The sequence below is a fragment of the Paraburkholderia sp. RCC_158 genome (assembly GCF_041355255.1).
Lineage (GTDB): Bacteria > Pseudomonadota > Gammaproteobacteria > Burkholderiales > Burkholderiaceae > Paraburkholderia > Paraburkholderia graminis.
This window is the reverse complement of the sequence record NZ_JBFUPM010000020.1, coordinates 66,867-91,784: the sequence shown is the minus strand read 5'-3', so window position 1 is coordinate 91,784 and position 24,918 is coordinate 66,867. Positions and strand designations below refer to the sequence as shown.

The following is a 24,918-nucleotide window of genomic DNA, read 5'->3' as shown; positions in this document are numbered from 1 at the left end:
GCTCACGCTCCTGTCGCCGCCTGTTTCTGCAACGCGAAGCGCTGCTGCACCCGCCGCTGGATCTGATCGACCACCACCGCCGCGACGATCACGACACCCTTGATAACGGTCTGCCAGAAGGAGCTGACGCCCATCATCACGAGCCCGTCGGACAGAATGCCGATCACGAACGCGCCGATAATCGTGCCGCCGATCTTGCCGCGTCCGCCCGACATCGATGTTCCGCCCAGTACGGCCGCGGCGATCGCGTTGAGTTCGAAAGTCTCGCCGCTCAACGGATGCGACGCGACCAGTTCCGACGAAATGATCAGCCCGACAATCGCCGCGCAAAACCCCGAAAACATATAGACGAACATCTTCACGCGATTCACGCGCACGCCGGAGAGCTGCGCCGCGCGCTCGTTGCTGCCGATCGCATAGATCTGCCGCCCAAGCGGCGTGCGGGCCGCGAGATAGGCCGCGAATGCACCGACCACGACGAGCAGCCAGATCGTGAGAGGAATGCCGAGAATGGACGAACTACCGAGAATCGGAAAGCCTGTGGTGCCGAAATCCGGATTGCCGGTCAGGTTGGGAAACGTCTCGCCGCCCGACGACAACAGCGCCGCGCCCCGCGCGATATACAGCGTGCCGAGCGTGGCGATGAACGGCGCGACGTTGAGCCGCGTGATCAGCAAGCCGTTCACCGCGCCGACCGCGACGCCCGAGAGCAGCGCGACGCCGATCACCTCGGGCACGCTCAGATAGAGCGTGTAGCTGCTGCCAAGTGGAATCCCGTTGAGAATCAGCCCGCCCGCGATCATCCCTGACAGGCCGACGATCGAGCCGACCGACAGATCGATGCCGCCCGCCACGATGACGAAGGTCATGCCGATCGCGAGAAACGCGTTGAGCGCAACATGACGCGACATGATCAGCAGGTTCTCGATGCTCAGAAAGTTGTGCGCCGCGAACGAAAAGAAAATGACGACGGCAAAGAGCGCGATGAACGTGCGCAGCTTGAGCAGGAGTAAAAGCGGCGCTTCACCGAGGTTCGCGCCGGGCGCGGCGCTTTTGATCGCTACGGTCATGAAAAGGTCTCCAATCGTCCAGTCAGGCCTGCGTCTTTGGGTTACATCCCGGGTTGCATCGATTCTGGTCAGGCGGCGGCGCGTTGTCCGGTTCCGCGCGTGTCGACGCGGTGTCCGATCGCCGATGCGGCAACGAGCGCGTCCTGCGTGGCTTCGTTTGCACCGAATTCCGCCGTGATGCGCCCGTTCGACATCACCAGAATGCGATCGGACAGCGCCATCACTTCTTCGAGGTCGGACGTGACGAACAGAATGCCGAGTCCCTTGACGGCGAGATCGCGCATCACCTTGAAGATGTCCGCCTTCGCACCGACGTCGATGCCGCGGCTCGGCTCGTCCATCAGCAACACCTTCGGCGCCGTCATCAACGCCCGCGCGATGACGACCTTCTGCTGATTGCCGCCGGAGAGCGAACTCACAGGCAGATGCGAGTCGGCCACCTTGATCGCCAGATCGCGGATGAAACGCGTGACGGCGTTCTGCTCGCGCTGCCGCTCGATATGAAAGCCCCGCGCGAAATCGGCGAGGCTCGACAGCGTCATGTTGCTGCCGATCGACAGGATCGGCAGCAACGCATCGGCCTTGCGGTCTTCGGGGATCAGCGCGAGGCCCTGCGCCACACGCTTTGCAACCGGCTTGCCGTTCAGCGGCTTGCCGTCGAGCACGACGTCGCCCGTTGCATGCGGATGGCAGCCGAGAATGCATTCGAACAGTTCGGAGCGCCCCGCCCCCATCAGCCCGTAGATGCCGACGATCTCGCCCGCATGCAGCGACAGCGACACGTGGTCTACGAGCAGGCCGGCTCCCTTGCGCGGCAGCGATACGTCATGCACGCGCAGCACTTCGGTGCCGCGTTCGTGTCCGATGGGGCGTGAAAAATCCTTCGTCTCGCGGCCGACCATCTGCCGCACGATCCACGGCACGTCCACCTCGTTCATCGGCTGATGGCCGGTGATGCGGCCATCGCGCAACACGGTGATGTAGTCGCCGATACGGATCAGTTCTTCGAGCCGGTGGGAGATATAAACAATCGCGACCCCATGCGACTTCAGATCCGCGATCACCTGAAACAGCACATCGACCTCGGCTGCGCTCAGTGCGGAGGTGGGCTCATCGAGAATCAGAATGCGCGCGTCGTGCGCCAGCGCCTTGGCGATTTCAACGAGCTGCTGCTGACCGATGCGTAGATCCTCGACCAGCGTATCCGGGCTGACGTCGAGTTCGAGGCGCTTGAGCAACTCGCTCACTTTGCGGCGCTGCGCGCCGGCATCGATGTCGATGCGCCCGCGCGTGATTTCATGCGCGATGAAGACGTTCTCCGCGATCGACAGATTCGGGAACAGGTTGAGTTCCTGAAACACGATGCCGATGCCGTGACGCAGCGCGTCCGAACTGCTCGCGAGCTGAACGGGCTGGCCGTCGAGAAGCAGCCGCCCCGTGCTGGGCTGCTCCGCACCGGCGATGATTTTCATCATCGTCGACTTGCCCGCGCCGTTTTCTCCCACAAGCACGTTGACCGCGCCGCGCCGCACGGTGAAGCTCGCCTCCTTCAATGCGACCGTGCCGGGATACACCTTCGTCACCGCCTCGACCTGAAGGACGACATCGTTCTCCACGAGGGCCGCGCTCATGGCTTGCTCCCGAGCGCGAGAGCCAGCGGCACCACTTCCGGCTGGTCGCTCGCGCCGTCGTAGGAGAACGCGCCTGTCACCGTGATCGGCTGCCCTTTCAGGTCGTTGCGCGGCAACGGCTTCATCACATGTGCCGCCGCGTAGGCATTGAGCGCGGTTCCGAATCGGGCGTATTCGATCTGATTGCGAAAATCCGCGAACGAGACGAAGTCGAGCGAATCGCGCAGAGTCGTTCCCAACACCGTCGGGCCGATGTCGACGATCACGTCTGCCTTGCCGTCGCCGTCCGTATCGACGCCCACCGTGCCCTGACTCGAGTCCGTATCGACCGACACAATGGTGCCCCGCACCCTGGTCGGGAAATTCCAGGGCGCGCTGTCGTCCTTGCCCCGGTAGCCATATTTTTTGCCGGCCGCGTCGGGATCGGCCTTGATGGCGTCCAGCAGCACCTTGATATCGGTCGCGCGCTTCTCGACGCTGGGCAGCACTTTCGTGGTCCACATGGAGGCGACCATCGCGTTCGGATCGTAGCCCGCCGACGCGTACGCATCGCGCGACCCTTTGGACGCCTGAGGATCGTGCTTGACGAGTTTGCAGCCAGACAGCGCACCGCCCGCGACCAGCAGAATGACCGCGTAAACAGAAGCTCTCATGAATGTCCTCATTCCACGCCGGAGGAAAACCCGGGGACGTGCCGCCCCGGGCGACAGACACGCTTTAGCGCAGGGCGAACATATCCAGCTTGCCGGCGTTCGCCTTGGTAATCAGCGAGCAGTTGATCAACTGCTTTTCGGGCTTGCCGGTCGAACCGGTCTTCATGTATTTATCGGCTTGCTCGACCGCTTCCGTCGCGGCCAGCGCCGCCGGTTGCAGAACGGTCGCGCGGATGTCGTTGCGCATGATCGCATCGCGCACATCGTTGCTGCCGTCGAAACCGACGACGATGACGTCGCTGCGCTTGGCCGCCTTCAATGCCGCGGAGGCTCCCATCGCCATCGTATCGTTGCCCGCGATCACGCCTTTGACATCCGGGTGACTCTGAAGAATGGTCTCCATGACGCGATACGCTTCCGTCTGACTCCAGTTCGCCGACTGCCTCTCGACCATCTTCATGTTCGGGAACTGGTCGATCACGTCGTGATAGCCCTTCGAACGGATACCGGCGTTGATATCGGCTTCACGCCCAACGAGTTCGACGTAGTTGCCCTTCTCGCCGAGCGCCTTGACGAACGCGCGGCCGCCAAGCTGCGCGCCCTGGTAGTTGTTCGACACGATTTGCGAAACCGCGATACCCGTCGCGTTGATTTCGCGATCGATCAGGAAAGACGGGATGCCCGCCGCCTTCGCCTTGCGCACCGCCGCGATCGATGCCTCGGAACCGGCGTTGTCGAGAATGATCGCCTTGGCACCGCGGGCGATTGCGGTGTCGACGAGGTTGGACTGCTTGTTCGCGTCGTCGTCATGCACCAGCACGATCGTGTCGTAGCCGAGCGCTTTGGCGCGCGCATTGGCGGTGTCCGCTTCGGCCTTGAAAAATGGATTGTCGTGCGATGGGGTAATGATGGCGATCAGGTTGGCCGCCTGTGCGGTGCCCGTCGCGGTAAAGAGGGTAAGCGTGGCTGCGGCGAGCGCGACCCAGCGTTTTGAGGCCTTCATCGTTTGTCTCCTTGTCAACGTCTGTGCACTGCAAAACCAGTCGCGGGCGATGCGTTATTTTTATTTTTTGCGCTCGTCACTTATGCCGTCATGATGTCATCATACCAGCTACGTTTGACCATGGAAGAGCGATCTCGCCAGGGTTTTCGCTACTCAGAGCGGTCCCAGACATGTTGGGATCCTTTCCTTGCGTTGCCACTTTGCAGGTCGATGCAGCGCGTAGGTTCATTGCTGGCATGACTGCGCCCTGAAGGCAAAAAGCGACAAAAGATGCGACCGTCTGATCCGGACCAACATGTGGACCTGCGCCGAAATGCCGTGTGGGAAGGGGATGATCGGAGCGAAGAGACACGTCCAGCAGCGCGGGCATGGCTGCATCCATCCGACAGCCGTTTGCAGCTGAAAAAGATCAACGTCCGACGGTTCGTCAATGCCGAAGAATGCCACTTAAGTCCCATATCGAGCCGGGTCATGGGCGAGCGAAACGACGAAGATTATCTTTGCAGGCGTTGTGCGACGCGCTTTTGGCGACCGGCGGTGCGGCCCATTTTGACTGCGGTGATACGAATTCCGTTCATCGGCCTTAGCGATCCGTCACCGCTCGATGCAGGTGCGACTGTTCCAATCGATTTGCCGACATTCGTCGCTCGATAGCGGTGAATGTCGGCGTCCCCAGCGACGTTTCCTTAATCGTCGAAATGAATTCGCTCAGCATGCTCGGCAACACGTTGTAGAGAGCCTGTGGCACGATCACCTGCCGCAGCGTCGTCATGTAGCCGAGTCCGAGCGCGCGTGCCGCTTCGAATTGCCCGCGAGGAATCGCCTCAATGCCGGAGCGGATGACTTCGGAGAGGTACGCGGCCTGATAAACGATCAGCGCGCAGATGAGTGTCACTACACCCGAGACGGTCACGTGCGTGAGCGTCGGCCAGGCCAACGGATTGACGCGGCGATCTGCCTCCCTGGACCTATCACGATGCGGGGGGCAGGAGCTTCCGGTCTATGAAATACTGCTGCGCGTTGCAAAATGCCTCACGGGTATCAACGGCCGCATCGAACCCCGCTTTGCGAAGCTGGATCGTGCTGACGAAAGCAATCGCGCCCGCCGGCGCGCCGTATGCAAACGCAAAGTCGGCATGCTTATCGCCTTGCCCGACGAACGGCTGGATTCTGAACTGCTGCACTCCGTCGCTATTGAAGGAACGCGTGCACTGCCGGAGTTCGATCGCGGGCGCTTTTAGGCAAATGGCCTGCCATCGAGCGCATCCATGCCGCCGCGTCGGTCTGTTGCCGTTACGGGTCTCATCGCGCCGCGAAAAGCGACACCCCGCCATTGACGAACCCGTTCGCTGCGCAACCCGGACAGCCCGCAGGCGATGTCGCTGAAGAATACGGAACGAAGATGAGACCCGTCGCCGGATCGACCGCAACTGAGTGCGCGTTATTGCCCGTGTTCAGGCGGGTAACAACACGGCGGTTGCCTGCGTCCACGATAGTCAGCACCGGCGTGCATGGCGAGGCGGCCGAGCAGGCGCCGTTGGTCGATGCATTGCCAGAAGACGTCCAGCGGCTCGCTGCGTTGTAGTACCGGTTGGTGGGCGCATCGTATTCGAGCTGATCGCCGCCGCCAGCGTTGAGAGACGCCACAAGCGCGCCGTTCGAACGGTTCAGTATCTGCATCAGTAAGGGAGCGCCACTCGTCCCTTCCCTGCACCCCACGGCAATATCGCTTCCGGGTCCAAGTGCCAGCCCGGTAGGATCACAATTGCCTTCGGAGTACATCGCGACGCCCGCAAGGGTCGTGTAGTTCTGCGTAGCACCGTTCGGTATCGCGCGAATCGCCGCACCTGGCAATTTCACCAGCTCGCCATGAGGATTCGCCGTGCTTCCGTCGACGTTCACATAGAAGTTGTCGCCGGCAGCGTCGTACCGGCAGGCTTCGAGGCCCGCGGTGGGCTGGCCTGCGCTATCGGTGAACGTCACTTTGGCGATAACGGTCTGCGTGGCCGTGTTGATGAATGTAGCGAACGGAGGCGTCTCTTCCGGGCTTGAAATCATGAAGATGCCGTGCACGGAATCCACGCAACCTTCATCTGCGCGCACACCCGTTGCGCTGACCGTGATCTTGCTCGTTACGATGCCCGCCGATGGATCGACCACCTTGACGGAGTTCACGTCGCCCGCATAGATGAGATTGCCGACCGGAGTTGCGCCGTCTGGACCTGCCTGCGAATTCGGTCCGGGACCGAGGCCAGTGAACGCGAACGGCCCGCTTCCCTGGATGAGCTTGACGAAGGCTTTCGACGGTATGTCGATCTGATCCAGCGATGTGTTGTTCCTGTCAGTGAAGTAGTACCGGCTACCCAGGACGACGCCGATATCGAATGAGAAGTTCACGCCCGCCTTGACGTTGGGTACGGATATGTCCGACACGTGGTGCGGTCCGCCATTGTTGAGATCATCCCCGCCACAGCCTGCAATCGCGACAGCCGCTGATGCGACCAATGCATTCGCCCACCTGTACTTCCGCATCGCATACCTCCCATTGTCGTCGTCGGAATACGTCTGACCAGGCGCGCACCACGAAATAATGGACGCTGCTACAGCTTAGGCATTCCATTGCATAGCGCTCCTTATCGTTTTCCCAGGTAATAGCGGGGCATGCTTCAGGTTCTCTTAAGGTTCAAAGGCGGGAGTAGCCGTGATCGTCGCTAAAGCGACGTCCTCGACTTACACTTTGGAAACAAGCTGCATGTGTTCTGCAAGCTTGGGCTCACTCCCACACATGATGTCTCCAGCCAGACGGCCGGCCTTCGTTTCAGGCAATCCCCGCACCGAGGCCAAGTTGCGTCACACGCGAGCGAGCATCGTTCCGCGGCATCGACGGTGACCGCAGCGGCACGCATACTGGGCCCGCACTGCGGCTGAAGCGCGGCCCTCCGTCGTGAGTCCATATGCGATAAACAGCTCGTCGCCGGCTTTGATATTCGACACTGCCTGAATGTAGACCCTTCCGTCGGACTCGACCGCCTCACAGTTGGCGACGCAGGCATGGTTAAGCCAGCGCGCACTGTTGCCGCCAAGCGAACCGTCAATGACGCGCCCATCGGAAAGACCAAAGAGGAACGTATGGCCCGCCTCCCCGAATCGGCGATGGCGGCTTACGGCATGCTTCCAGGCCATGACCGTACCGGTGTATTCGAGGATGAGTTCGCCGGCGCGCAGCGCTCTCAGCGCAAACACGCCGCGGCCATGGACGCTCGAGCGACGGACAGAAATTCTTCTCATCGTTGATTGATCGTGTGTGAAGGACTATCGACGCATTCTGGAGAGCCACGGCCGCTCGGCCGGCGACGATGCCATCGCGCCGCCGGTCGTAGACAAATCTTTCTCATGAAGCTCTCTAAGTCGGTAAGCGTACATCATCGGTTGCGTCATGTGCGTACGCGCCTCATCACGCCGACACCATGTTCGACTCAGGAATCCGCCTTGCTGCTGCTGTCGCGAGTAGCTCGCTCGTCGCCGCCGACTCGCGAGGATGCGGGCCAGGCGTTGTTCACAAGTGACTGGCAGAACGACTCACTGCGAATGTCGCCCGGTAACGCGACCGCCTTGCGTCCCGGCAACAACTGGGCGGCCTCGACATTCTGATCAACAACGCCGGTCGCCAGCAAAGTCACGATTCGATCCTCGACATCACGACCGAGCAGTTCGACTGGACATTGCGCACCAACCTGCACGCGATGTTCTGGATTACAAAGGCCGCGATTCCGCACATGCCGCCGGGCTCCGCCATCATCAACACCAGTTCGGTGAACGCGTACGAGCCGTCCGCGAACCTGCTCGATTACGCGCTGACAAAAGCGGGAATTGCGAACTTCACGAAAGGGCTCGCGAAGCAGATGATCAAGCGAGGCATTCGCGTCAACGCCGTGGCACCCGGTCCGTTCTGGACAGCGCTGCAGGTCACCGGCGTGACAGACGCCGGAAAACGTGCAGAAGTTCGGCGAGCAGGTGCCGATGGGTCGCCCTGGGCAGCCCGCCGAAATTGCACCGCTTTACGTAGAGCTCGCGTCCACGCAGGCGAGCTACGTGACCGGGCAGGTATTCGGCGCGTCAGGAGGTGCGGGCAATCCCTAGAAGCCGTAGCGGTAACACATTGGCTCGCTTCCTTGCTGGCATGACTGCGAGCGCCGGAAGCATCAGCGCAACGACCGTGCGCCACACGCGCTCTTTACTACGGTCCGAGCTGCGTCCCCATCGCGGCGGGCGAAGCGCAAAAATGCCGATTCGTGTATCGCACGCGCGAATTGACATCGGGTCCCACGCCACCGACACTAGCCAACTCCTTTCACGGTGTGACCATTGGGATGGACTTCGAGATATCCGACTTGCGCGCCTTTGTCGCTACAGCCGACCTGGGGAGCTTTCGCGCCGCAGCGGACACGCTGCATCTTTCGGCATCAGCGCTATCGCGTCGAATAGAAAAGCTGGAGGAGGCACTAGGCGTCAGGCTTTTCGAGCGAACCACGCGCAAGATGGATTTGACCATCGTCGGCCGCGGATTTCTGGAGCGCGCGTATCGGATCCTCAACGAGGTCGACAACTCGATGCTGGAATTCGACGATCTCGCCCGCAAGATGACGGGCGAACTCACCATTGCGTGCGTGCCTTCGGCTGTACGCTATTTCCTTCCGGAGGCCATTGCGGCCTATCATCAACGCTACCCGGGCATCCGGCTGCGTCTGATCGACGAGCCGTCGTCGATGGTTTTTCTCGCTGTCGCGCGGGGTGAAGCTGATTTCGGGCTAACTTACGTCGGGACACACGAGCCCGATATCGAGTTCACGCCGCTCCTCGACGACCCGTTCGTTCTCGCCTGCCCGCGCAGTCATCCGCTCGCGAAACGCAAAGCTGTCGCCTGGGCCGAACTCGCCAACCTCGACTATCTGGCGATAGCGCAAGGCAGCGGCAATCGCGCCGTGATAGATGAGGCGCTGGCGGGCGTCGCTGAGCGCCCGAAATGGTTCTGCGAAGTGCGCCATGTGCCCGCTCTCGTGAGCCTGATCGAAGCAGGGCTTGGCGTGGGCGTCGTGCCTCGTCTGGCCATGCCTCGCGGGCCACACAAGGTGCTCGCCAGCGTGGCGCTCACCGATCCGCCTATCCGGCGCACACTCGGCGTACTTCAGCGTCGCGGACGCGGCTTGTCTTCCGCCGGACGCTTCTTCCTCCAGTTGCTGACGGAGATGCGCGCATCCGATGCGTTGCAATAGCTTCGCGGCTATCCGGTAGTTTGAATCGATTCGTGCATACGACGCACCAATTGCACGGAAATATGCGTTTGTCACGTGGGTCGCCTTTCCCCGATCATCTGCAAAAAGGAAGCGCTGTCTGTCGCAGCCACCTGATTCGCACTGTTTTTTGATCGAAGGAGACACCCTGTCCATGACGCACCCCACCTCAACGCACGGCATCGTCAGCAAGGCGCAACTGACCGAGCTGACCATCGAAGCACTCTGTGCGCTCGGCCTGAATCGCGCCGACGCTACCGACACCGCCACCATCCTCGTGCTCGCCGACCTGTTTGGCTTGCGCACTCACGGCACCAGCCGAATCGAATCGTACGGCTCTCGCCTGCGCATCGGTGGCATCAATCCCACCCCGTCGATCACCGCGCAACAGGTCGGTCCCGCGCTTCACCGACTCGATGGCGACAACGGCATCGGTCCGCTCGTCGGCTATCGCGCACTCGATCTGGCGATGACGGCGGCGCGCAAACATGGCATCGCGTGCGTGTTCGTTCGGGGCAGCAATCATTTCGGCCCGGTGTCGCCCTATTCGTACCTCGCTGCCAGGCAGGGGTTCGCCAGTATCATCGGCAGCAATGCGACGACGACTATCGCGCCGTGGGGAGGCACCGATGCGCGCCTGGGAAACAGTCCCGTCGGCTTCGGCGTTCCGGATCCGGACGGTCATCCGTTCATTCTGGACATGGCGATCAGCGTTGCGGCGCGGGCAAAGATTCGAAACGCGCTCAAGCGCGGTGAACCGATTCCCATCGATTGGGCGACCGACGCCCAAGGCAAGCCGACCACCGACCCAAAAGCAGCGCTCGATGGCTTCCTGCTGCCGATTGGCGGCCACAAAGGCTACGGCCTCGCGCTGGTCGTTGACCTGTTCGCTGGACTGCTTTCCGGCGCGGCCTATCTGACGCACGTGAAGTCCTGGGAAGACGACCCTGAGCAACCGCAGAATCTCGGCCACTTCTTCATCCTGATCGATACAACCAGGCTCGGCAGCACCGAGTGGCTCGCGAAGCATATGGCCGACTATGCGGCAATCCTGCACGGCTCGAGGCCTGCCGATCCGGATGCGCCCGTGATCGTGCCCGGCGAGATCGAACTCGGCCGTCTGGAACGCCAGATGGCCGAAGGCATCGATATCGGTGCGGCACAACTCGCGATGCTGGAAGCGGCCGCGCGTCCGCAGCACTGAAAAGCCTATTTATCTGCGTAACCCACAACGCCCATACCGCCTCGACCCGCGGCGCGCCGGCGAACAGAAAAGCGACAGGCCGGGCGGCCCAACGCGCGCCCGGCGGTCAAGCACATAGCAAGCTTGAAGGAGACAACAGGTGACAAACATCCGATGGCGCATCGTCCTGCTGCTGTTCATCGCAGGCTTCATCAATTATCTCGACCGCTCGGCGCTGTCCGTCGCCGCGCCCGCCGTCATGCGGGAACTGCATATGTCGCCCGGCAGCCTCGGGCTGTTGTTTTCGACCTTCTTCATCGGCTACGCGGCATTCAATTTCATAGGCGGATGGGCGGCGGACCGCTGGGGCGGCAAGCGCGTCTTTTCAGGCGCAGTCCTGATGTGGTCGTTGCTATGCGGCGCGACCGGCCTCGCCTCCGGCTTCGGGTCGCTGCTGGCAGTGCGCACCTTGTTCGGCATGGCCGAGGGTCCGCTTGCGACAACGATCAACAAGCTCGTGAACAACTGGTTCCCGCATAAGGAATCGGCGACTGCATTCGGCTTCGCGAACTGCGGTCTGCCCTTGGGTGGCGCGGTTGCGGGGCCGGTAGTCGGTCTGCTGACTGCGACTTACGGCTGGCGCGTCGCCTTCGCGGCAATCGCGTGTTTGGGATTGCTCTGGCTGATCTTCTGGCAGTTCATGGCGACGGACAAGCCGCATCAGCATCCGCGCGTATCCGACGACGAGCGTCGGCTTATCGAATCCGACCGCAGCGTCCCGGAAGATCCTTCGGACGTGCAGCGCCTCGGCTTCTACCTCAAGCAGCCGGCCATTCTAGCGGCGATGATTTCGTACTTTGGCTACAGCTACATCCTCTTCTTCTTTCTGACATGGTTTCCGAGCTTTCTGATGATGGACCGTCATTTGAGCCTCAAGAGTATGAGTCTCGCGACGGTACTGCCGTGGTTGCTAGGGTTCATCGGTTATGGCTTGAGCGGTGTGCTGTCGGACTTTATTTTTCGCCGCACGGGCAATGCGTTGCGTGCCCGTAAACGGGTACTGATCGTATGCCTCGGGACTGCGGGAGTTTGCGTTACGCTGGCCGGCGCCGTGACCACGACAGCCAGCGCGCTGCTGCTGATGGCCATTGCCGTGTTCGCGCTATATCTCAGCGGTAGCACCTACTGGGCGCTGATTCAGGACACGATCCCCGGTCCGAGGCTCGGCAGCGTCGGCGGATGCGTGCACGCCATCGCAAACTGCGCAGGGATCGTCGGGCCGGCTGCAACCGGATTTCTCGTCGAGCAAAGTCATACCTTCTTCAGCGCGTTCGTCCTCGCTGGCGGCATTGCGCTTGCCAGCGTGCTCGCCGTGGCAATACTGCTGCGACCGCGTTCGTCGACGAAGCTAAAGTCGAGCAACGCGCGGGTCTGCGGCTGAACACTCATGCTCATCCACGAATTCCAACCTTCTAACACTCTCACCATGAAACCCGACCTATCCGTCATTCGCGCGTTCGCACCTACCGGCAAGCTGCGCGCATCGATCAATCTTGGCAACCCGATTCTCGCGGGCAAGGACACGTCAGGCGCACCGACCGGTGTTTCGGTCGACCTCGCGCGGGCCTTGGCCGCAACCCTCGGGGTGGAGTTCGAGCTCATGGTCTGCGATTCGGCGGGCAAGTCTGTCCAGGTGGTCAGCGAGGAACGAGCAGACGTCGGCTTCTTCGCCGTCGACCCACGACGAGGAGAAACCATCGCGTTCACCGAGCCATACGTTTTGATCGAAGGCTACTACCTGGTCCGCGACGCTTCGCTGATTCGCTGCAACGAGGACGTCGATCAGCGGGCCGTCCGCGTGGCCGTCGGCGAGGGAAGCGCTTATGACCTGTTCCTGACTCGCGAGCTCAAGCATGCGCAAATCGTACGCGCGCCGACGTCCCCGACAGTCGTCCAAACCTTCCTGGACCAGGGCCTCGAAGTTGCGGCTGGCGTCAAGCAACAACTCGAGGCAGACGCAGCTCGAGCGCGGGGCTTGCGTTTGCTCGATAAGCGATTCATGGTGATCCGTCAGGCAATGGGTTTGCCGAAGAGCCGTGGACCAGCGGCAGCAGATGCATTGGGGGCTTTCGTCGAGGAAGCGAAGGCGTCCGGGCTCGTCGCGCAGTCACTCGCACGCCACAACATCATCGGCGCGTCAATTGCGCCTGCTGCATAACGGAAGCCACGCAGCAGCCGACCGCCCTCACTTACACATCCGAACCTTCTATCGCGCGGCAGTGAAGTGCACGGCGGTCAACATAACCTGGTAGACGTTGCGTGGGTATCGATCCCGATGGTTCAGAGCCCGCGGCTCGCGTCCGTGTCAGAGGCCCGCGCCAGTGCTTGCGTGTCGATATATTCCCGGATATTCGCCAGCTTGCCATTCCGGACGGTAATGGCGAATACCCACTCGTCCTTGAACGTCCTGTTCGTCGCTTTGATTTTCCCCGTAGCGACGCCGACGACCAGAACCCGGTCTCCCTGCGCCACGAATTCGGGAGGCTTTGGATAGGTCATTTCCACCTCCTCTGAAGCCTTCTGAAGCACTTTCGCCAACCCCGCGTGCCTGCGGTGCGTGCCGGCCAGCGGCCAATCTTCGCCCGGAATTACCCACTCGATATCTTCGGCAACCAACGCCAGCAGACCTTGCTTATCGCCGCTGCCTATCGCTGCAAAGAAATCCTTCACGATCTGAATGTTCTCTTCGATGCTCATCGAATCTCTCCATTTCCTTTTATCGGATCGTGTCCGTTTTAATCGGCTACCTTGTGGATTGGCGGCGAGGACGTGGCGCGAGATGAGCGGAGCGCGGGTACCAGTACAGCGTATCGAACAAATCGAACCGGCCGTGCAGACCGATTCGACGAAACCCGAGATGGTGTTCGCTCGCTCCGCTCGCTGCTGCACAGATAGCCTCATTCATGACATCGATCGACACGCCCCCCACCCATGCCGCGTGTATGCCAGCCCGAAAATCTCCGGCGAACGACGCATGACACTGTGAGGCGAATCAGGCGACCACCGGTCCAATTTTTGCCCCTTGACACAACTCTGCTGTATGCAATCTCGAAACTCGTACGGTACGTCGATTGAATACCGCAGAGTTTCGCCGTCGTGCTCATGTGCCGGCACGCCCGCGACGATGCCGAACTGGATCGCATGCAATCTGTCGCGCAAAGCCATCATCTTGGTCTGTTCGCAGGTCGACGCCGCCCGGTGCAATTTACCTTTTCTCGTTTCGACGCTGACAGCGCGGGACAACTCGACGCCTATCCCGCCTGAACGCGCTGCATCCGACACCGCTAAGCACCCCGGCCCATCAATCGCCACTGCCGCGAAGCCTTCAGGCCCGCATCGGGGCATTCCGCAGTTTCCTCCATCGGGCTTATTCGACGTCTGCCGATAGGCGCGGAGGCATTCATGTGGCCGATAGCGGTGCGCGCGGAACCGATACTCGTGGATGTCTAACGTCCCCAAAGGTCATGAAAAATCTAGATGTCTCAGACTCGCTGGTCATCCGGCTGTTGACAACGGTCTTTGGCAACGATTGTCATTGCGCGGCTTTGCTTGCATATCTTCGATGCGGAGTTCGGATCTCCGCTGCTGGAGGCAGCCGCACCCGCGGCTCTACTTTTCAGCAATCCCGTCGTCCGGCGTTGCGAATGCGATGTATCGATGCTCATGCCGCCGACAATCAGAACGATTAAGGGTTCGGAAACAGCATCCGCAGCGCAGCCCGGGCGAACGGACGTCGGTGGCTCAAAAATGGTTGACGATGGACAATAGCGTTGGGCTGGAAGAGTTCAAGCGGACGCATGGAACACGGGCACTTGGGGAAATCTACAAATTTATGCAATTGCTGCCTAAAGGAACAATTTTTTGCCCAAACCGTCGTGGGAAAATTGGTCTTGAGAGCGCCCGAGCCTTTGTTTAAGGCCCGCTGGCCAGGAACAAATTTCTGCAAACCGGCGGCATACCTCGGGCACTTTGCCTTGCTCATTATCGACCGGTCTCTTCTCCGCCCACCTGCCCCCTGACGACTTGCGACATCACGCGTGCACGATCGATTTCCAGCGCGGTCTTCGCGTCGACGCGCCCGAACAGATCGAGCAGCGGCGCGACGAGACCGGTCCAGCCGGTTTGGTGACTGGCGCCGAGGCCCGCGCCGTTGTCACCGTGAAAGTACTCGTAAAATAGAATCAGGTCGCGCCAGTGGGGATCGCTCTGGAATTTTTCCGTTCCGCCGTAGACCGGTCGTTTGCCTTCCGCATTGCGCAGGAACGTGCCGGTCAGACGACGAACAATCTCCTGCGCCACTTCGAAGAGCGTCATCTGCTGCCCGGAGCCGGTGGGGCATTCGACCTTGAAGTCATCGCCGAAAAAACTGTACAGGTTCACCAGCGCGCGGACGATCAGCAGGTTGACCGGCATCCACACCGGTCCGCGCCAGTTGGAATTGCCGCCGAACATGCCGGTATTCGATTCGGCCGGCAGGTATTGCACCTTGTACTCCTGTCCGCCGACGTTGATCACATAAGGATGTTCCAGGTGATACAGGGAGAGCGAACGGATGCCGTGCGGCCCGAGGAATTCGTTCTCGTCGAGCATATAGCGCAGCACCCGTTCCAGCTTGCGCCTGTTCAGAATGGACAGCAGCCTGCGCTGGTTATAGCCGATGAAGCCCGTGTCGGTCGGGGCAATCTGCGCGATCAATTCGGGGTAGCGTTTGCGAAACTGCGCGATCAGCGCGGCGAGCCTGGGCATGCGCTCGAGAGAGTGCGCCTCGAACACCGTGGACGCGCACAACGGCAGCAGCCCGACCAGCGACCTGATCTTCAGCCGCGTCGTCTTGCCGTCGGGCAGGCGCAGCAGATCATAGAAAAAGCCGTCCTGCTCGTCCCACATCTCGTCTTCGTGTTCGCCGCGTCGGTCCATCGCATAGGCGATCCACATGAAATGCTGAACGAACTTGAAGGCGACCTCCTCGTAGAGCGGGTCGTACTCGGTCAGATTGATCGCCATCTCCAGCATGGTCTGGCAGTAAAACGCCATCCATGCGGTGCCGTCCGCCTGTTCTAGCGCCCCGCCCGTCGGCAGTTCCGCGCTGCGGTCGAACACGCCGATGTTGTCGAGACCGAGAAAGCCGCCGGCGAATACGTTGCGGCCCGAGGGGTCCTTGCGATTGACCCACCAGTTAAAGTTGAGCATCAGCCCCTGAAACGAGCGCTCCAGGAAACGCGGGTCGGCTCGTCCCAGTTCTTTTTCATACTTGTACAGCCACAGCGTGGCGGCGGCGTGCACCGGCGGATTCACATCGCTGAAATTCCACTCGTAGGCGGGAATTTGCCCGCTCGGGTGCACGTACAGGCTGCGCAGCATCAGCAGCAACTGCTCCTTCGCGAAGTCGAAATCGACCTGCGCCAGCGCGATCGTGTGAAAGGCCAGGTCCCAGGCCGCGTACCACGGGTACTCCCACTTGTCCGGCATCGAGATCACGTCGGCGTTCAACATGTGAAACCACTCGGTATTGCGCACATCGCGCCGCGCGGAGTCGAGCAATGGATGGCTGCCATGCTCGCGCAGCCACAGTTCGAGATCGAAGTAATAGTACTGCTTGCCCCAGAGCATGCCTGCCAACGCCTGACGATGCACCCGGCGCTGGTCTTCGGACAGCGATCTGGGCGTAATGCGCTCGTAGAACTCGTTGGCATCGGCGAGGCGGCTATCGAAGATCTGCTCGAAGCCGCCGAAGGCGTCGTCGAGTCTGGATGGCGCAAGGCGCAAGCGGATGGTCGCGCTGCCGCCGCCAGGCACCTCGCAGCAGTAATGGGCCGCTGCCTTGGTTCCGGTTCTCTCCGGATTCACGGCGTCGCGCTGTCCCGAGACAACGTACTCATGGAACGCATCCTTGACATAGCGCGACGCGTTGGACTGATCCCACAGGCGCTGCGTATTGCTTTCGTTTTCGGTGAAAAGCGTCTCTGGTGCGCCTTCGCAGTGAAGCCAGTATTCGCCGAGATCGTGGTGCGCGGCCCGGATGACGCCAGCGCCCGCATCCTGCACGGACGGCTTGCGCTCGTCCTCGCCCCATGACCATGTATTGCGGAACCAGAGTGTCGGCAGAACGCGTAACGGTGCGGTCTCGGGTCCGCGGTTGTGCACGGTAATCCGCACGAGGATGTCTTCCGGAGCGGCCTTCGCGTATTCCACGAATACGTCGAAATAGCGGTCATCGTCGAAGATGCCGGTGTCCAGCAGTTCGTATTCCATCTCCTCGCGCGATCTTTGGCGGTTCGTCTGGACGAGATCCCGGTACGGATATTCGCGCTGAGGATATTTATAGAGGTACTTCATGTACGAATGCGTGGGCGTGCTGTCGACATAGAAGTAATACTCCTTCACGTCCTCGCCATGATTGCCCTCACTGTTGGTGAGGCCGAACAGGCGCTCCTTCAGGATGGCGTCCTGCCCATTCCATAACGCCAGCGCAAAACACAGCCGCTGCTGATCGTCACACAATCCGCCTAGCCCGTCCTCGCCCCACCTGTAGGCGCGCGAACGCGCATGGTCATGGGTGAAGTAGTTCCACGCATCGCCGTTGTCACTGTAGTCTTCACGCACCGTGCCCCACTGCCGCTCGCTGAGGTAGGGCCCCCACTTCTTCCACGGCACGTTCGCCTCGCGCGCATCGTTCAGGCGTGCTTGTTCGGCTACATCCACGATTGCAGGGCCCATGTTTTCCTCCGGTACAGGTGAGCCGCGATGTGCTGGTCGTGATGAAACAGAACAGCCAGACCGCTGCTGCTCACGCTACAACCTTCGAACCACCGCCGCCATTGGACCTTAGTCCCATGCGCTCCGAGGAAACCGACGGTAAGCGGCCCTTGCGAATGACTATTGGAAAAGCATCGATCCCGCTGCACGTGGAACTAATCCAGGTGCTCGCGCGTAGGTGCGGCTGCGAAGCGCGACGGGCACCTGGTGACACCGCCTGTCGTCGCGAACTCATGCCAACTCAGCCGCCAACTCAGCCGCCTCCGAAGGCACTGGTATACTCACCTGTTCCGCATATCGATACCGCGAACGGCCGGCTCCATACCGCGGCCTGTCCCGGCGTGAACAAATGAGTCACGTCAGAATCGCATCCCCAAAACGCAACCATCGAAGGCCCGATTTTCCATATCGAGTTCCCTATCGTTGACGCATTACTCGGAGGAGTCAAAGAAATGGACCTCAGAAGTATTTTGAAAAGATCCAGCCTCAAGGGACTCCTTTATTCGCTTGTCAAACCGCGGACCATCCAATTTGCGGGACGACCCATAGTCGACGGATACTTTCCTGATTTCGCCGGCAAAGGACGCGTCACGCTCGGAGAGAATTGTTGCTTCCGCTCGTTTCGTCTTCGGCAGCAATTCACGGTGCTCCAGGATGCCGTACTCGAAGTGGGCGACAACGCATTATTCAACGACGGTGTCGTTTTATGCGCCGCGAAATCGATCAAGATCGGCCACTCCGTGAAGGTCGCGGACATGGTCTATATCTACGACACGCACTTTCATCAGGTATGTCCGGATGAACCGCTAACCGAGGCATCGGTTTCAATCGGCAACAACGTGTGGATCGGTGCGAACTCGATGATTCTGGCAGGCGCTTCTATCGGCGACCACAGTGTCATTGCGGCCGGATCGATTGTCACCGGCGCAATTCCTCCCAGGAGCCTCGCCGGCGGCATACCGGCACGCGTGATCAAGACATTCGAAGCGCCTGATGACTGGGTCCGCAGCTAGACTGACGTCGCGCCGCTGCGGCTTTCACAGCGCGGCTTTCACAGGCTCAACACGATGCGTCCCGACGTGCCCGCGTCGACGGCACGGTAAGCCGCGACGGCATCGCCGAGTGGATACGTTCTCGCGATGGCGGGCGGCTGATAACTGCCCTCCTCGAACCCAGCGCGCAAGTCTTCGAGAATCCTGGCGGCCGCGGTGAGGTCCCGCTTGAGCGAATCGACGCCCATTAGCCGGCTTTCATTGTGATAAAAATCGGCCAGGTCAAAGCTCACCTGACGACGATCCGTCGCCGAGATTTCGATCAGACGTCCACGCAGCGCGAGCATTTTGACGGCCGTTTCGAACATCGAGCCGCCCACCGTATCGAACACGACGGATGCGCCGCCATCGCTCGCCGCACGCAACTGCGCGACGGTATCGCCGAGGCTGTCGACGGCGGCATCGACATACGGGTTCATGCGCGCGCCTCGCGTCACGCCAATCACCCTTGCCCCAATGCGCCGCGCGATCTGCGCCGCCGCGCCGCCTACGCCGCCCAGCCCGATGATCGCCACCGTGTCCGCGTTCGTGACCTGCGCCGCTTCGACTATCGCGCACCACGCGGTCACGAAGTTGACGCCGATCGCAGCCGCCTGTTCGTGCGACAGGTTGCCCGGCTTGCGGCAAAGGCTCGCGACGGGCACCGCGATCTGCTCGGCGTGTGTGCCGTCATAGGTAAAGCCGGCATCGCCCGAGCCCCACACTTCCACGCCGAGCCATTCCTGCGGGCCGTCAATCACGACGCCCGAGTAGTCGCGCCCCGGCGTGCGCGGCAGCGTCGTCTGGCTCATGCGGCCGCCGACATTCTTTACGTCGCTCGGATTGATGGATGCCGCCCGCACCTGAACGATTGCGGTATCTGCACCGGCCGAGGGCGCCGGAACTTCGTCGACGAACAAGACGTCCGGCTGACCGAACTGCGCAAATCTAAGTGCCTTCATGATGACGGGAACGCTCCGATGGATGAGATGCCGTCAATGATGCATCAACGCGGCGGCAACGCCCCAAAAAATCGCTCGACCAGATCCGGTTTGTCGAGCTGAGCGATCCACCACTCCAACGCGCGGCCCATTTTGTCTTCGCGCCACGCGAGATAGCAATTTGTATATTCACGCACGCCCGCGACGCGTCGCGTCACGAGCTTGCCTTCGCTTATCGGACCTTCCGCCACGCGATCGGGCAACATGCCCACAGCGATACCTTCGCACAGCGCTTCGACCTTGGCTGCGAGCGTGGGCACCACGATCACGCTCTGTCCGTCGTGCCTTGCGACCGATTGAGGCTGCAATTGCCGGGACGTGTCGCTTATCACGACTCCCCTGTATCGCGCGATTGCCGCGCTTTCCAGCGGCTGCGGCAAATCGGCAAGTGGATGGTCGGGCGCAACGACGAACACATGACGAAGGGTGCCTATCGGCCGGGCTGCAATATTCGATGCATGCGGCGGCTCGCCGAATGCGCCCACCGCCAGGTCGGCGCGTTGCGTTACCAGCGCGTCCCATACGCCGCCAAGCACTTCGGTGGAAAGGCGCAACTGGGTCACCATTCCAAGGTCGTAAAAAGCACGAACATGCGGCCACAACGAGGCGGACGGCAGAATCGCATCCAGACATATTCGCAACTCGCTTTCCCAGCCGCTCTGTATGCCCTTCGTTTTCGCTTCGAGATGCCGGGCGGCTGCCAGGAGCTGACGCCCTTCATCGATAAGAAAGCGCCCTGCCTCCGTGAGTTTCGCCCGTCTGCCGCTGCGGTCGAAAAGCTCGACCTGCATGTCGCTTTCCAGTTTTTGCACGAGGTACGTTAGCGACGAAGGAACGCGATGCAACGTTTCCGCAGCTTCAGCGAACGTGCCCGTACGGTCGATCGCGTCCAGCACCTCCAGAACTTCAAACGAAATGCTTATCGGCATAGGTATTCATGTGCTCAAGGTCTTGCAGGTAATGTGCAGCCGAATGTCGTCGCGTTCGTCGCTTGCTGCGGGGCATAAGGTTCGTATCAATACGCGGTCTTTGTCAAGGAAGGCCGCTCAAGCGGGCAAGCACAATCCATTCGCATACCGGTAATGCATGCGATGCCAGCGCGGTTAAACTGCGGACTCCAGCGCCGCTTTTCCGCGATGCATCGCAATCATCATCACAACACTCAACGGAATTTGCGTCCCATGCGTGTACTACTGGTTGAAGACGACGACCTGATCGGTTGCGGGGTCGAAGCGGGTCTGCGTCAGGCGGGTTTCACGGTCGACTGGGCGCGGGACGGCCATAAAGCAGGTCTCGCGCTGGACACCACGAGCTACGCGCTCGTCGTACTCGATCTCGGCCTGCCGCGCGTGTCCGGCATGGATCTGCTCAAGCGAATCCGCGACGCCGGCAACGACGTGCCGGTGCTTGTGCTGACGGCACGCGGCACGGTGGTGGACCGCGTGAGCGGTCTGGAGGCCGGCGCGGACGATTACCTCGGCAAGCCCTTCGACCTCACGGAACTGACGGCCCGTTGCCGCGCCTTGCTGCGCCGCGCGCAGGGCCGCAGCGTCGAGCTGATCCGCTATGGCGATCTCACGGTGAACCCCGCGGCGCAAACGGCCCAGCTTGCCGGCACGCGGGTGCCGCTCACGTCGCGCGAATGGGCAATCCTGCTGCAATTGCTGACCAACCAGGGCATTCCGCAGTCGCGTTCGCGTCTCGAAGAAAGCCTGTATGGCTGGCAGCAGGAAATCGAAAGCAATGCAATCGAGGTGCACATCTCCAACCTTCGCAGAAAGCTTGGCGCAAAGCTCATACGAACCGTGCGCAATATCCGCTATGTGGTGGAGAAAGAGTAAATGAGCGCATCCATTCGCAGGCGGCTCATGCTGCTCGTGCTCGGCAGCATCGCGGCGGTCTGGGCGATTGCGCTTGCGTCGAGTTATCGTGAGGCCACGCACGAAGTCGGCGAATGGGAAGAAGCGCGCCTCGCGGAAGTCGCGCAGGTGCTCGCGCTTCTCGACCGGGCCAACCTCGCCACGCTTGCCAACGCGCACATCGACGTGCGCGAGGAAGAAAGAGGCGGCGCGACCAGTGCGAGCGAGAACGACGACGACGACTCGCTGCCGCGCGACGCGCTCTTTCAGGTGCGCACGCGCGACGGCGACGTGATTGCCGGCAGCCCTGCCCTGCGCGCGCTCGGTGCATGGGACCTGCCGCTGCCGGCGGTCACGGGCACGCAAGACGTCGTGCTGGACGGTCAGACGTATCACTCGTTCACGCTGCGCGGCACGGCGCTCGGCCACACGGTGCGCGTATTCGAGCAGGCCAATACGCGCAGCGATCTGGTCAGCGGAGTGGCGAGCCGTATCGCGCGCCCTGCCCTGATTGCGCTGCCGGTCCTCGCGTTGCTCGTGTGGTTCAGCATCGGCTGGAGCCTTGCGCCGCTGCGCGTGCTGTCGGATGCAATCCGCTCGCGACATATCAACCGCCTCGAGCCTGTCGAAATCGGCGACGCGCCGACCGAGGTGCGCCCGCTCGTCGACGCGCTCAATCTGCTGCTCTCGCGTCTGCACTATTCGCTCGAACGTGAACGCGCGTTTACCGCCGACGCCGCGCATGAACTGAAGACGCCGCTGGCCGCCATCAAGGTCCAGGCACAGGTTGCGCTCGCCGAGCCCGACCCGGCGCGGCAGCGACTCGCGATGGAGCGCGTCGTGCAAGGCGTGGATCGCAGTGCGCGGCTCGCCGAGCAATTGCTGCTGCTCGCACGTCTGGACATGCATGAAAAACTGTCGACGGCACCGCTCGCGCCTGGGTCGCTCGCGAAGCATGCCGTGCTGGCGAACGCCGGCAACCTGCAGCAAAAAAACATGCGCGCGATGCTCGACTGCGACATGCAGGCCAAGATCGATGCGGAGCCCGTGCTGATCGGTATCCTGTTCGACAATTTGCTGGACAACGCAATCAAGTACGGAAGCGAGGACGGCAACATCGAAATTTCGGTCAAGAGCGCGACCGAGCCGCTCGATAATCGCGTTGTCGTGACCGTGCGCGACGACGGCCCCGGTGTGGCCTCGGCAGATGTCGCGCGTCTGACCAGCCGGTTTTTTCGCGCCACCGGCAACCAGGCGACCGGCAGCGGTCTTGGCCTCTCGATTGTCGCGCGCATCGCGGAACATTTTGGCGCGACCGTGCGCTTCGGGCCTGGCCTCGAGAGCCGCGGACTCGCCGTGGAACTATCGTTCCCCGCCTCTGGCGCCGCGCCTGACGAGCGACTGAAGGCCGCGGCCTAGCGGCGGTTGGTATCGCAGGCGACGCGGGTGTCGGGCACGCGCAGAAGTACGGAGCTACTTTCCGCTACTAGATACCCGGCATCATCTGATACGGCTCGGTGTGATCTTCCACACGCTTGACGCCGGGTATGTTCTGCGCCGCGACGCGCACGGCATCCACTGCGTCGGCCGACTGGAAAACGCCCCATAGATGCACGACGCCGTCTGTCACCACGATATTGCGGCCAGCAAAGCCCCATCTGCGCCCCGCCAGTTCGCCCATGAGGACCGCGCGAATTTCCGCGTCCGAGAGCGTGGCGTCCGACACCGGTTCATGGGGCACGCTCGCGAGCGCCTGGACGAGATTGGCACGACTCACGATGCCGACCACCTGTCCCCGTTCCGTCACCGGCACGCGTTTGATGTGCCGTGCTTCGAGAATGCCCGCAACTTCGCCAAGCGGCGTGTCAGGCTGCACGGTCACCACATCGGTCGTCATCACATCGCTCACCTTGGCCGCATGCGTCTTGACGTAATCGCGCGCCTCGTGCCTCGCGGACCAGAAATCGAGCCACGACGCGCGCCTGGTCTCGTCGGTTCCGATCTCGCTGCGGCGAAGCAGATCACCTTCGCTGATGATGCCGACGATGCTGCCGTCCGTATCCAGCACTGGCGCGCCGCTGATGCCGTTATCGACAAACATCTTGGCGACCTGACGAATGGTCATGTCGGGCGTGGCCGAGACAACGGCGTCGGTCATGACATCGGATGCGCGCATGGTAAGCCTTCTGAAGGTTGGGCGTTGAAGCGAGGGGCAACGCGACAAACCCCTGTGCTATTCAAGGTTAGGCGTGTGCGGCACCGTTCTGTTTGACGTGGATCATGTCGGCGAGGCTCGAATGCCGGCTGACGCTCGAACGAGCGTTTACGCCACTTCGATGATGACCTTCAATGCATGAGATCGGGCCGCATCGCCGAAAGTCTCGTAGGCTTTCAATACATCGTCGAGCTTGAAGCGATGCGTGATCAGGCTCGCGGCGTCGAGCCGGCCGGCGCGCACGGTCTTTAACAGCATCGGCGTACTGACCGTATCGACGAGACACGTCGTGATCGAGATGTTGCGATCCCACAGCGATTCCAGACGCAGATCCGCCTTCACGCCATGCACGCCCACGTTGGCGATGACGCCACCAGGCGCCACCAGCGCCTGGCATAACTCGAAAGTTTCGGGCACACCCACGGCCTCGATCACGCAATCCGCGCCCGTTCCGGCGGTGAGCTTCATGACCTTTGCCACCGGATCGTCGACGCCGCTATCGACGCACGCCGTCGCCCCGAAGCGCGACGCCACTTCCAGACGGTAAGGGTCGCGGTCGATGATCACTATCTGCGCCGGCGAATAGAACTGCGCGGTAAGCAGCGACGCGAGTCCGATCGGCCCCGCGCCGACAATCGCCACCGTGCTTCCCGGTTCAACCTTGCCGTTGAGAACACCGCATTCAAAGCCGGTCGGCAGGATGTCGGAAAGCATCACTAGCGCCTCTTCGTCCGCGCCTGCGAAAATGCGGTACAGGCTTGTTTCCGCGTGAGGAATGCGCACGTACTCCGCTTGCGTGCCGTCGATCCGGTTGCCAAGAATCCATCCGCCCGTCGCGCAGTGCGAGTACACTCCGCGCCGGCAGTAGTCGCACTTGCCACACGACGAAATGCACGAGATAAGCACAGGGTCGCCCTCTTTCAGCGTGCTGACGGCAGCGCCAACCTGATAGACGATTCCCACTCCTTCATGGCCGAGAATGCGCCCCGGCTCGCAGGTGGGGACATCGCCCTTCAGGATATGCAGGTCGGTGCCGCAGATCGTCGTGCGCGTCACCTTGACGATGGCGTCGGTGGGCGACGCGAGTTGCGGCATCGGCCGCTCGTCGAGCGATGTTTGCCCGGCGCCGTGATAAACCAGTGCTTTCACGAGATGACTCCAATGA

General features: G+C 61.5%; 21 protein-coding genes and 2 pseudogenes. 9 read left to right on the top strand and 14 right to left on the bottom strand.

The window, feature by feature from the left end; all coding sequences use genetic code 11:
* Positions 1 to 2: 2 nt before the first annotated feature.
* From AB6809_RS28625 to AB6809_RS28605, 5 genes and pseudogenes are all read right to left on the bottom strand, one after another.
* Positions 3 to 1,070 (bottom strand): ABC transporter permease, encoded by a 1,068-nt coding sequence (locus tag AB6809_RS28625; RefSeq protein WP_006052132.1) that lies wholly within the window; start codon positions 1,068 to 1,070, stop codon positions 3 to 5.
* A 68-nt stretch (positions 1,071 to 1,138) separates the two neighbouring features.
* On the bottom strand, positions 1,139 to 2,701 hold the full coding sequence (locus AB6809_RS28620; protein ID WP_107709698.1) for a sugar ABC transporter ATP-binding protein: 1,563 nt from the start codon (positions 2,699 to 2,701) through the stop codon (positions 1,139 to 1,141).
* Positions 2,698 to 3,354 carry a DUF2291 family protein gene (locus AB6809_RS28615; protein WP_371027690.1) on the bottom strand — a complete coding sequence of 219 codons (657 nt, stop codon included), beginning with the start codon at positions 3,352 to 3,354 and terminating at the stop codon, positions 2,698 to 2,700. Before AB6809_RS28615 ends, AB6809_RS28620 begins: the two co-directional genes overlap by 4 nt.
* A 64-nt stretch (positions 3,355 to 3,418) precedes the next feature.
* Positions 3,419 to 4,357, bottom strand: a complete 939-nt coding sequence (locus tag AB6809_RS28610; RefSeq protein ID WP_029970710.1) for a D-ribose ABC transporter substrate-binding protein — start codon at positions 4,355 to 4,357, stop codon at positions 3,419 to 3,421.
* Positions 4,358 to 5,027: 670 nt separating this feature from the next.
* Positions 5,028 to 5,285 (bottom strand): annotated as a pseudogene (locus tag AB6809_RS28605) (ABC transporter permease subunit); the annotation flags it as partial.
* Here AB6809_RS28605 and AB6809_RS28600 point away from each other — a divergent pair.
* Positions 5,275 to 5,598, top strand: coding sequence for a hypothetical protein (locus AB6809_RS28600; protein WP_371027715.1), 324 nt, complete (start codon positions 5,275 to 5,277; stop codon positions 5,596 to 5,598). The pseudogene AB6809_RS28605 and the gene AB6809_RS28600 sit on opposite strands and share 11 nt — an antisense overlap.
* Before the next feature lie 61 nt (positions 5,599 to 5,659).
* Here the strand turns inward: AB6809_RS28600 and AB6809_RS28595 are convergent, their stop codons facing one another.
* From AB6809_RS28595 to AB6809_RS28585, 3 genes are all read right to left on the bottom strand, one after another.
* Positions 5,660 to 6,790, bottom strand: coding sequence for a hypothetical protein (locus tag AB6809_RS28595; protein WP_371027689.1), 1,131 nt, complete (start codon positions 6,788 to 6,790; stop codon positions 5,660 to 5,662).
* A gap of 417 nt (positions 6,791 to 7,207) precedes the next feature.
* Positions 7,208 to 7,645, bottom strand: a complete 438-nt coding sequence (locus AB6809_RS28590) for an SET domain-containing protein (protein WP_029970715.1) — start codon at positions 7,643 to 7,645, stop codon at positions 7,208 to 7,210.
* Between the two features lie 188 nt (positions 7,646 to 7,833).
* Positions 7,834 to 8,037, bottom strand: coding sequence for a hypothetical protein (locus AB6809_RS28585; protein ID WP_371027688.1), 204 nt, complete (start codon positions 8,035 to 8,037; stop codon positions 7,834 to 7,836).
* On the opposite strand from AB6809_RS28585, the pseudogene AB6809_RS28580 reads away from it, so the two are divergent.
* The 5 genes and pseudogenes from AB6809_RS28580 to AB6809_RS28560 all read left to right on the top strand — a co-directional run bounded on the left by AB6809_RS28580 (position 7,987) and on the right by AB6809_RS28560 (position 13,049).
* Positions 7,987 to 8,497: pseudogene (locus tag AB6809_RS28580) on the top strand (SDR family oxidoreductase). The gene AB6809_RS28585 and the pseudogene AB6809_RS28580 sit on opposite strands and share 51 nt — an antisense overlap.
* Before the next feature lie 230 nt (positions 8,498 to 8,727).
* Positions 8,728 to 9,630 (top strand): LysR family transcriptional regulator, encoded by a 903-nt coding sequence (locus AB6809_RS28575; protein ID WP_006052142.1) that lies wholly within the window; start codon positions 8,728 to 8,730, stop codon positions 9,628 to 9,630.
* A gap of 172 nt (positions 9,631 to 9,802) precedes the next feature.
* Positions 9,803 to 10,852 (top strand): Ldh family oxidoreductase, encoded by a 1,050-nt coding sequence (locus AB6809_RS28570; RefSeq protein WP_371027713.1) that lies wholly within the window; start codon positions 9,803 to 9,805, stop codon positions 10,850 to 10,852.
* A gap of 139 nt (positions 10,853 to 10,991) precedes the next feature.
* Entirely contained in the window at positions 10,992 to 12,272 is a 1,281-nt protein-coding gene (locus tag AB6809_RS28565; protein WP_192698940.1) for an MFS transporter, read from the top strand.
* Between the two features lie 45 nt (positions 12,273 to 12,317).
* Complete coding sequence (locus AB6809_RS28560; protein WP_371027712.1) at positions 12,318 to 13,049, top strand: ABC transporter substrate-binding protein; 732 nt, start codon at positions 12,318 to 12,320, stop codon at positions 13,047 to 13,049.
* Positions 13,050 to 13,171: 122 nt separating this feature from the next.
* On the opposite strand, the gene AB6809_RS28555 is transcribed toward AB6809_RS28560, so the two are convergent.
* Positions 13,172 to 13,588 carry a nuclear transport factor 2 family protein gene (locus AB6809_RS28555; protein ID WP_371027687.1) on the bottom strand — a complete coding sequence of 139 codons (417 nt, stop codon included), beginning with the start codon at positions 13,586 to 13,588 and terminating at the stop codon, positions 13,172 to 13,174.
* A gap of 1,284 nt (positions 13,589 to 14,872) precedes the next feature.
* Positions 14,873 to 17,608, bottom strand: coding sequence for a glucosidase (locus AB6809_RS28550; protein ID WP_371027686.1), 2,736 nt, complete (start codon positions 17,606 to 17,608; stop codon positions 14,873 to 14,875).
* 491 nt (positions 17,609 to 18,099) lie between these two features.
* Here AB6809_RS28550 and AB6809_RS28545 point away from each other — a divergent pair, with 491 nt between their 5' ends.
* On the top strand, positions 18,100 to 18,660 hold the full coding sequence (locus AB6809_RS28545; RefSeq protein ID WP_371027685.1) for a DapH/DapD/GlmU-related protein: 561 nt from the start codon (positions 18,100 to 18,102) through the stop codon (positions 18,658 to 18,660).
* 38 nt (positions 18,661 to 18,698) lie between these two features.
* Here AB6809_RS28545 and AB6809_RS28540 read toward each other — a convergent pair whose 3' ends face one another.
* Positions 18,699 to 19,640, bottom strand: a complete 942-nt coding sequence (locus AB6809_RS28540) for a zinc-binding alcohol dehydrogenase family protein (protein WP_371027684.1) — start codon at positions 19,638 to 19,640, stop codon at positions 18,699 to 18,701.
* A gap of 44 nt (positions 19,641 to 19,684) precedes the next feature.
* Complete coding sequence (locus AB6809_RS28535) at positions 19,685 to 20,608, bottom strand: LysR family transcriptional regulator (RefSeq protein ID WP_006052151.1); 924 nt, start codon at positions 20,606 to 20,608, stop codon at positions 19,685 to 19,687.
* Between the two features lie 252 nt (positions 20,609 to 20,860).
* On the opposite strand from AB6809_RS28535, the gene AB6809_RS28530 reads away from it, so the two are divergent.
* Both AB6809_RS28530 and AB6809_RS28525 read left to right on the top strand, forming a co-directional pair.
* Complete coding sequence (locus AB6809_RS28530; protein WP_371027683.1) at positions 20,861 to 21,520, top strand: response regulator; 660 nt, start codon at positions 20,861 to 20,863, stop codon at positions 21,518 to 21,520.
* A complete protein-coding gene (locus AB6809_RS28525; protein WP_371027682.1) occupies positions 21,521 to 22,957 on the top strand; it encodes an ATP-binding protein in 1,437 nt (478 codons plus the stop codon). It begins immediately after the preceding gene.
* A 67-nt stretch (positions 22,958 to 23,024) separates the two neighbouring features.
* Here the strand turns inward: AB6809_RS28525 and AB6809_RS28520 are convergent, their stop codons facing one another.
* Together AB6809_RS28520 and AB6809_RS28515 are read right to left on the bottom strand one after the other, a co-directional pair.
* Positions 23,025 to 23,714: a CBS domain-containing protein gene (locus tag AB6809_RS28520; RefSeq protein WP_371027681.1), complete on the bottom strand. Its 690-nt coding sequence runs from the start codon at positions 23,712 to 23,714 to the stop codon at positions 23,025 to 23,027.
* A 147-nt stretch (positions 23,715 to 23,861) separates the two neighbouring features.
* Positions 23,862 to 24,902, bottom strand: a complete 1,041-nt coding sequence (locus tag AB6809_RS28515) for a zinc-dependent alcohol dehydrogenase family protein (RefSeq protein WP_371027680.1) — start codon at positions 24,900 to 24,902, stop codon at positions 23,862 to 23,864.
* Positions 24,903 to 24,918: the final 16 nt, after the last annotated feature.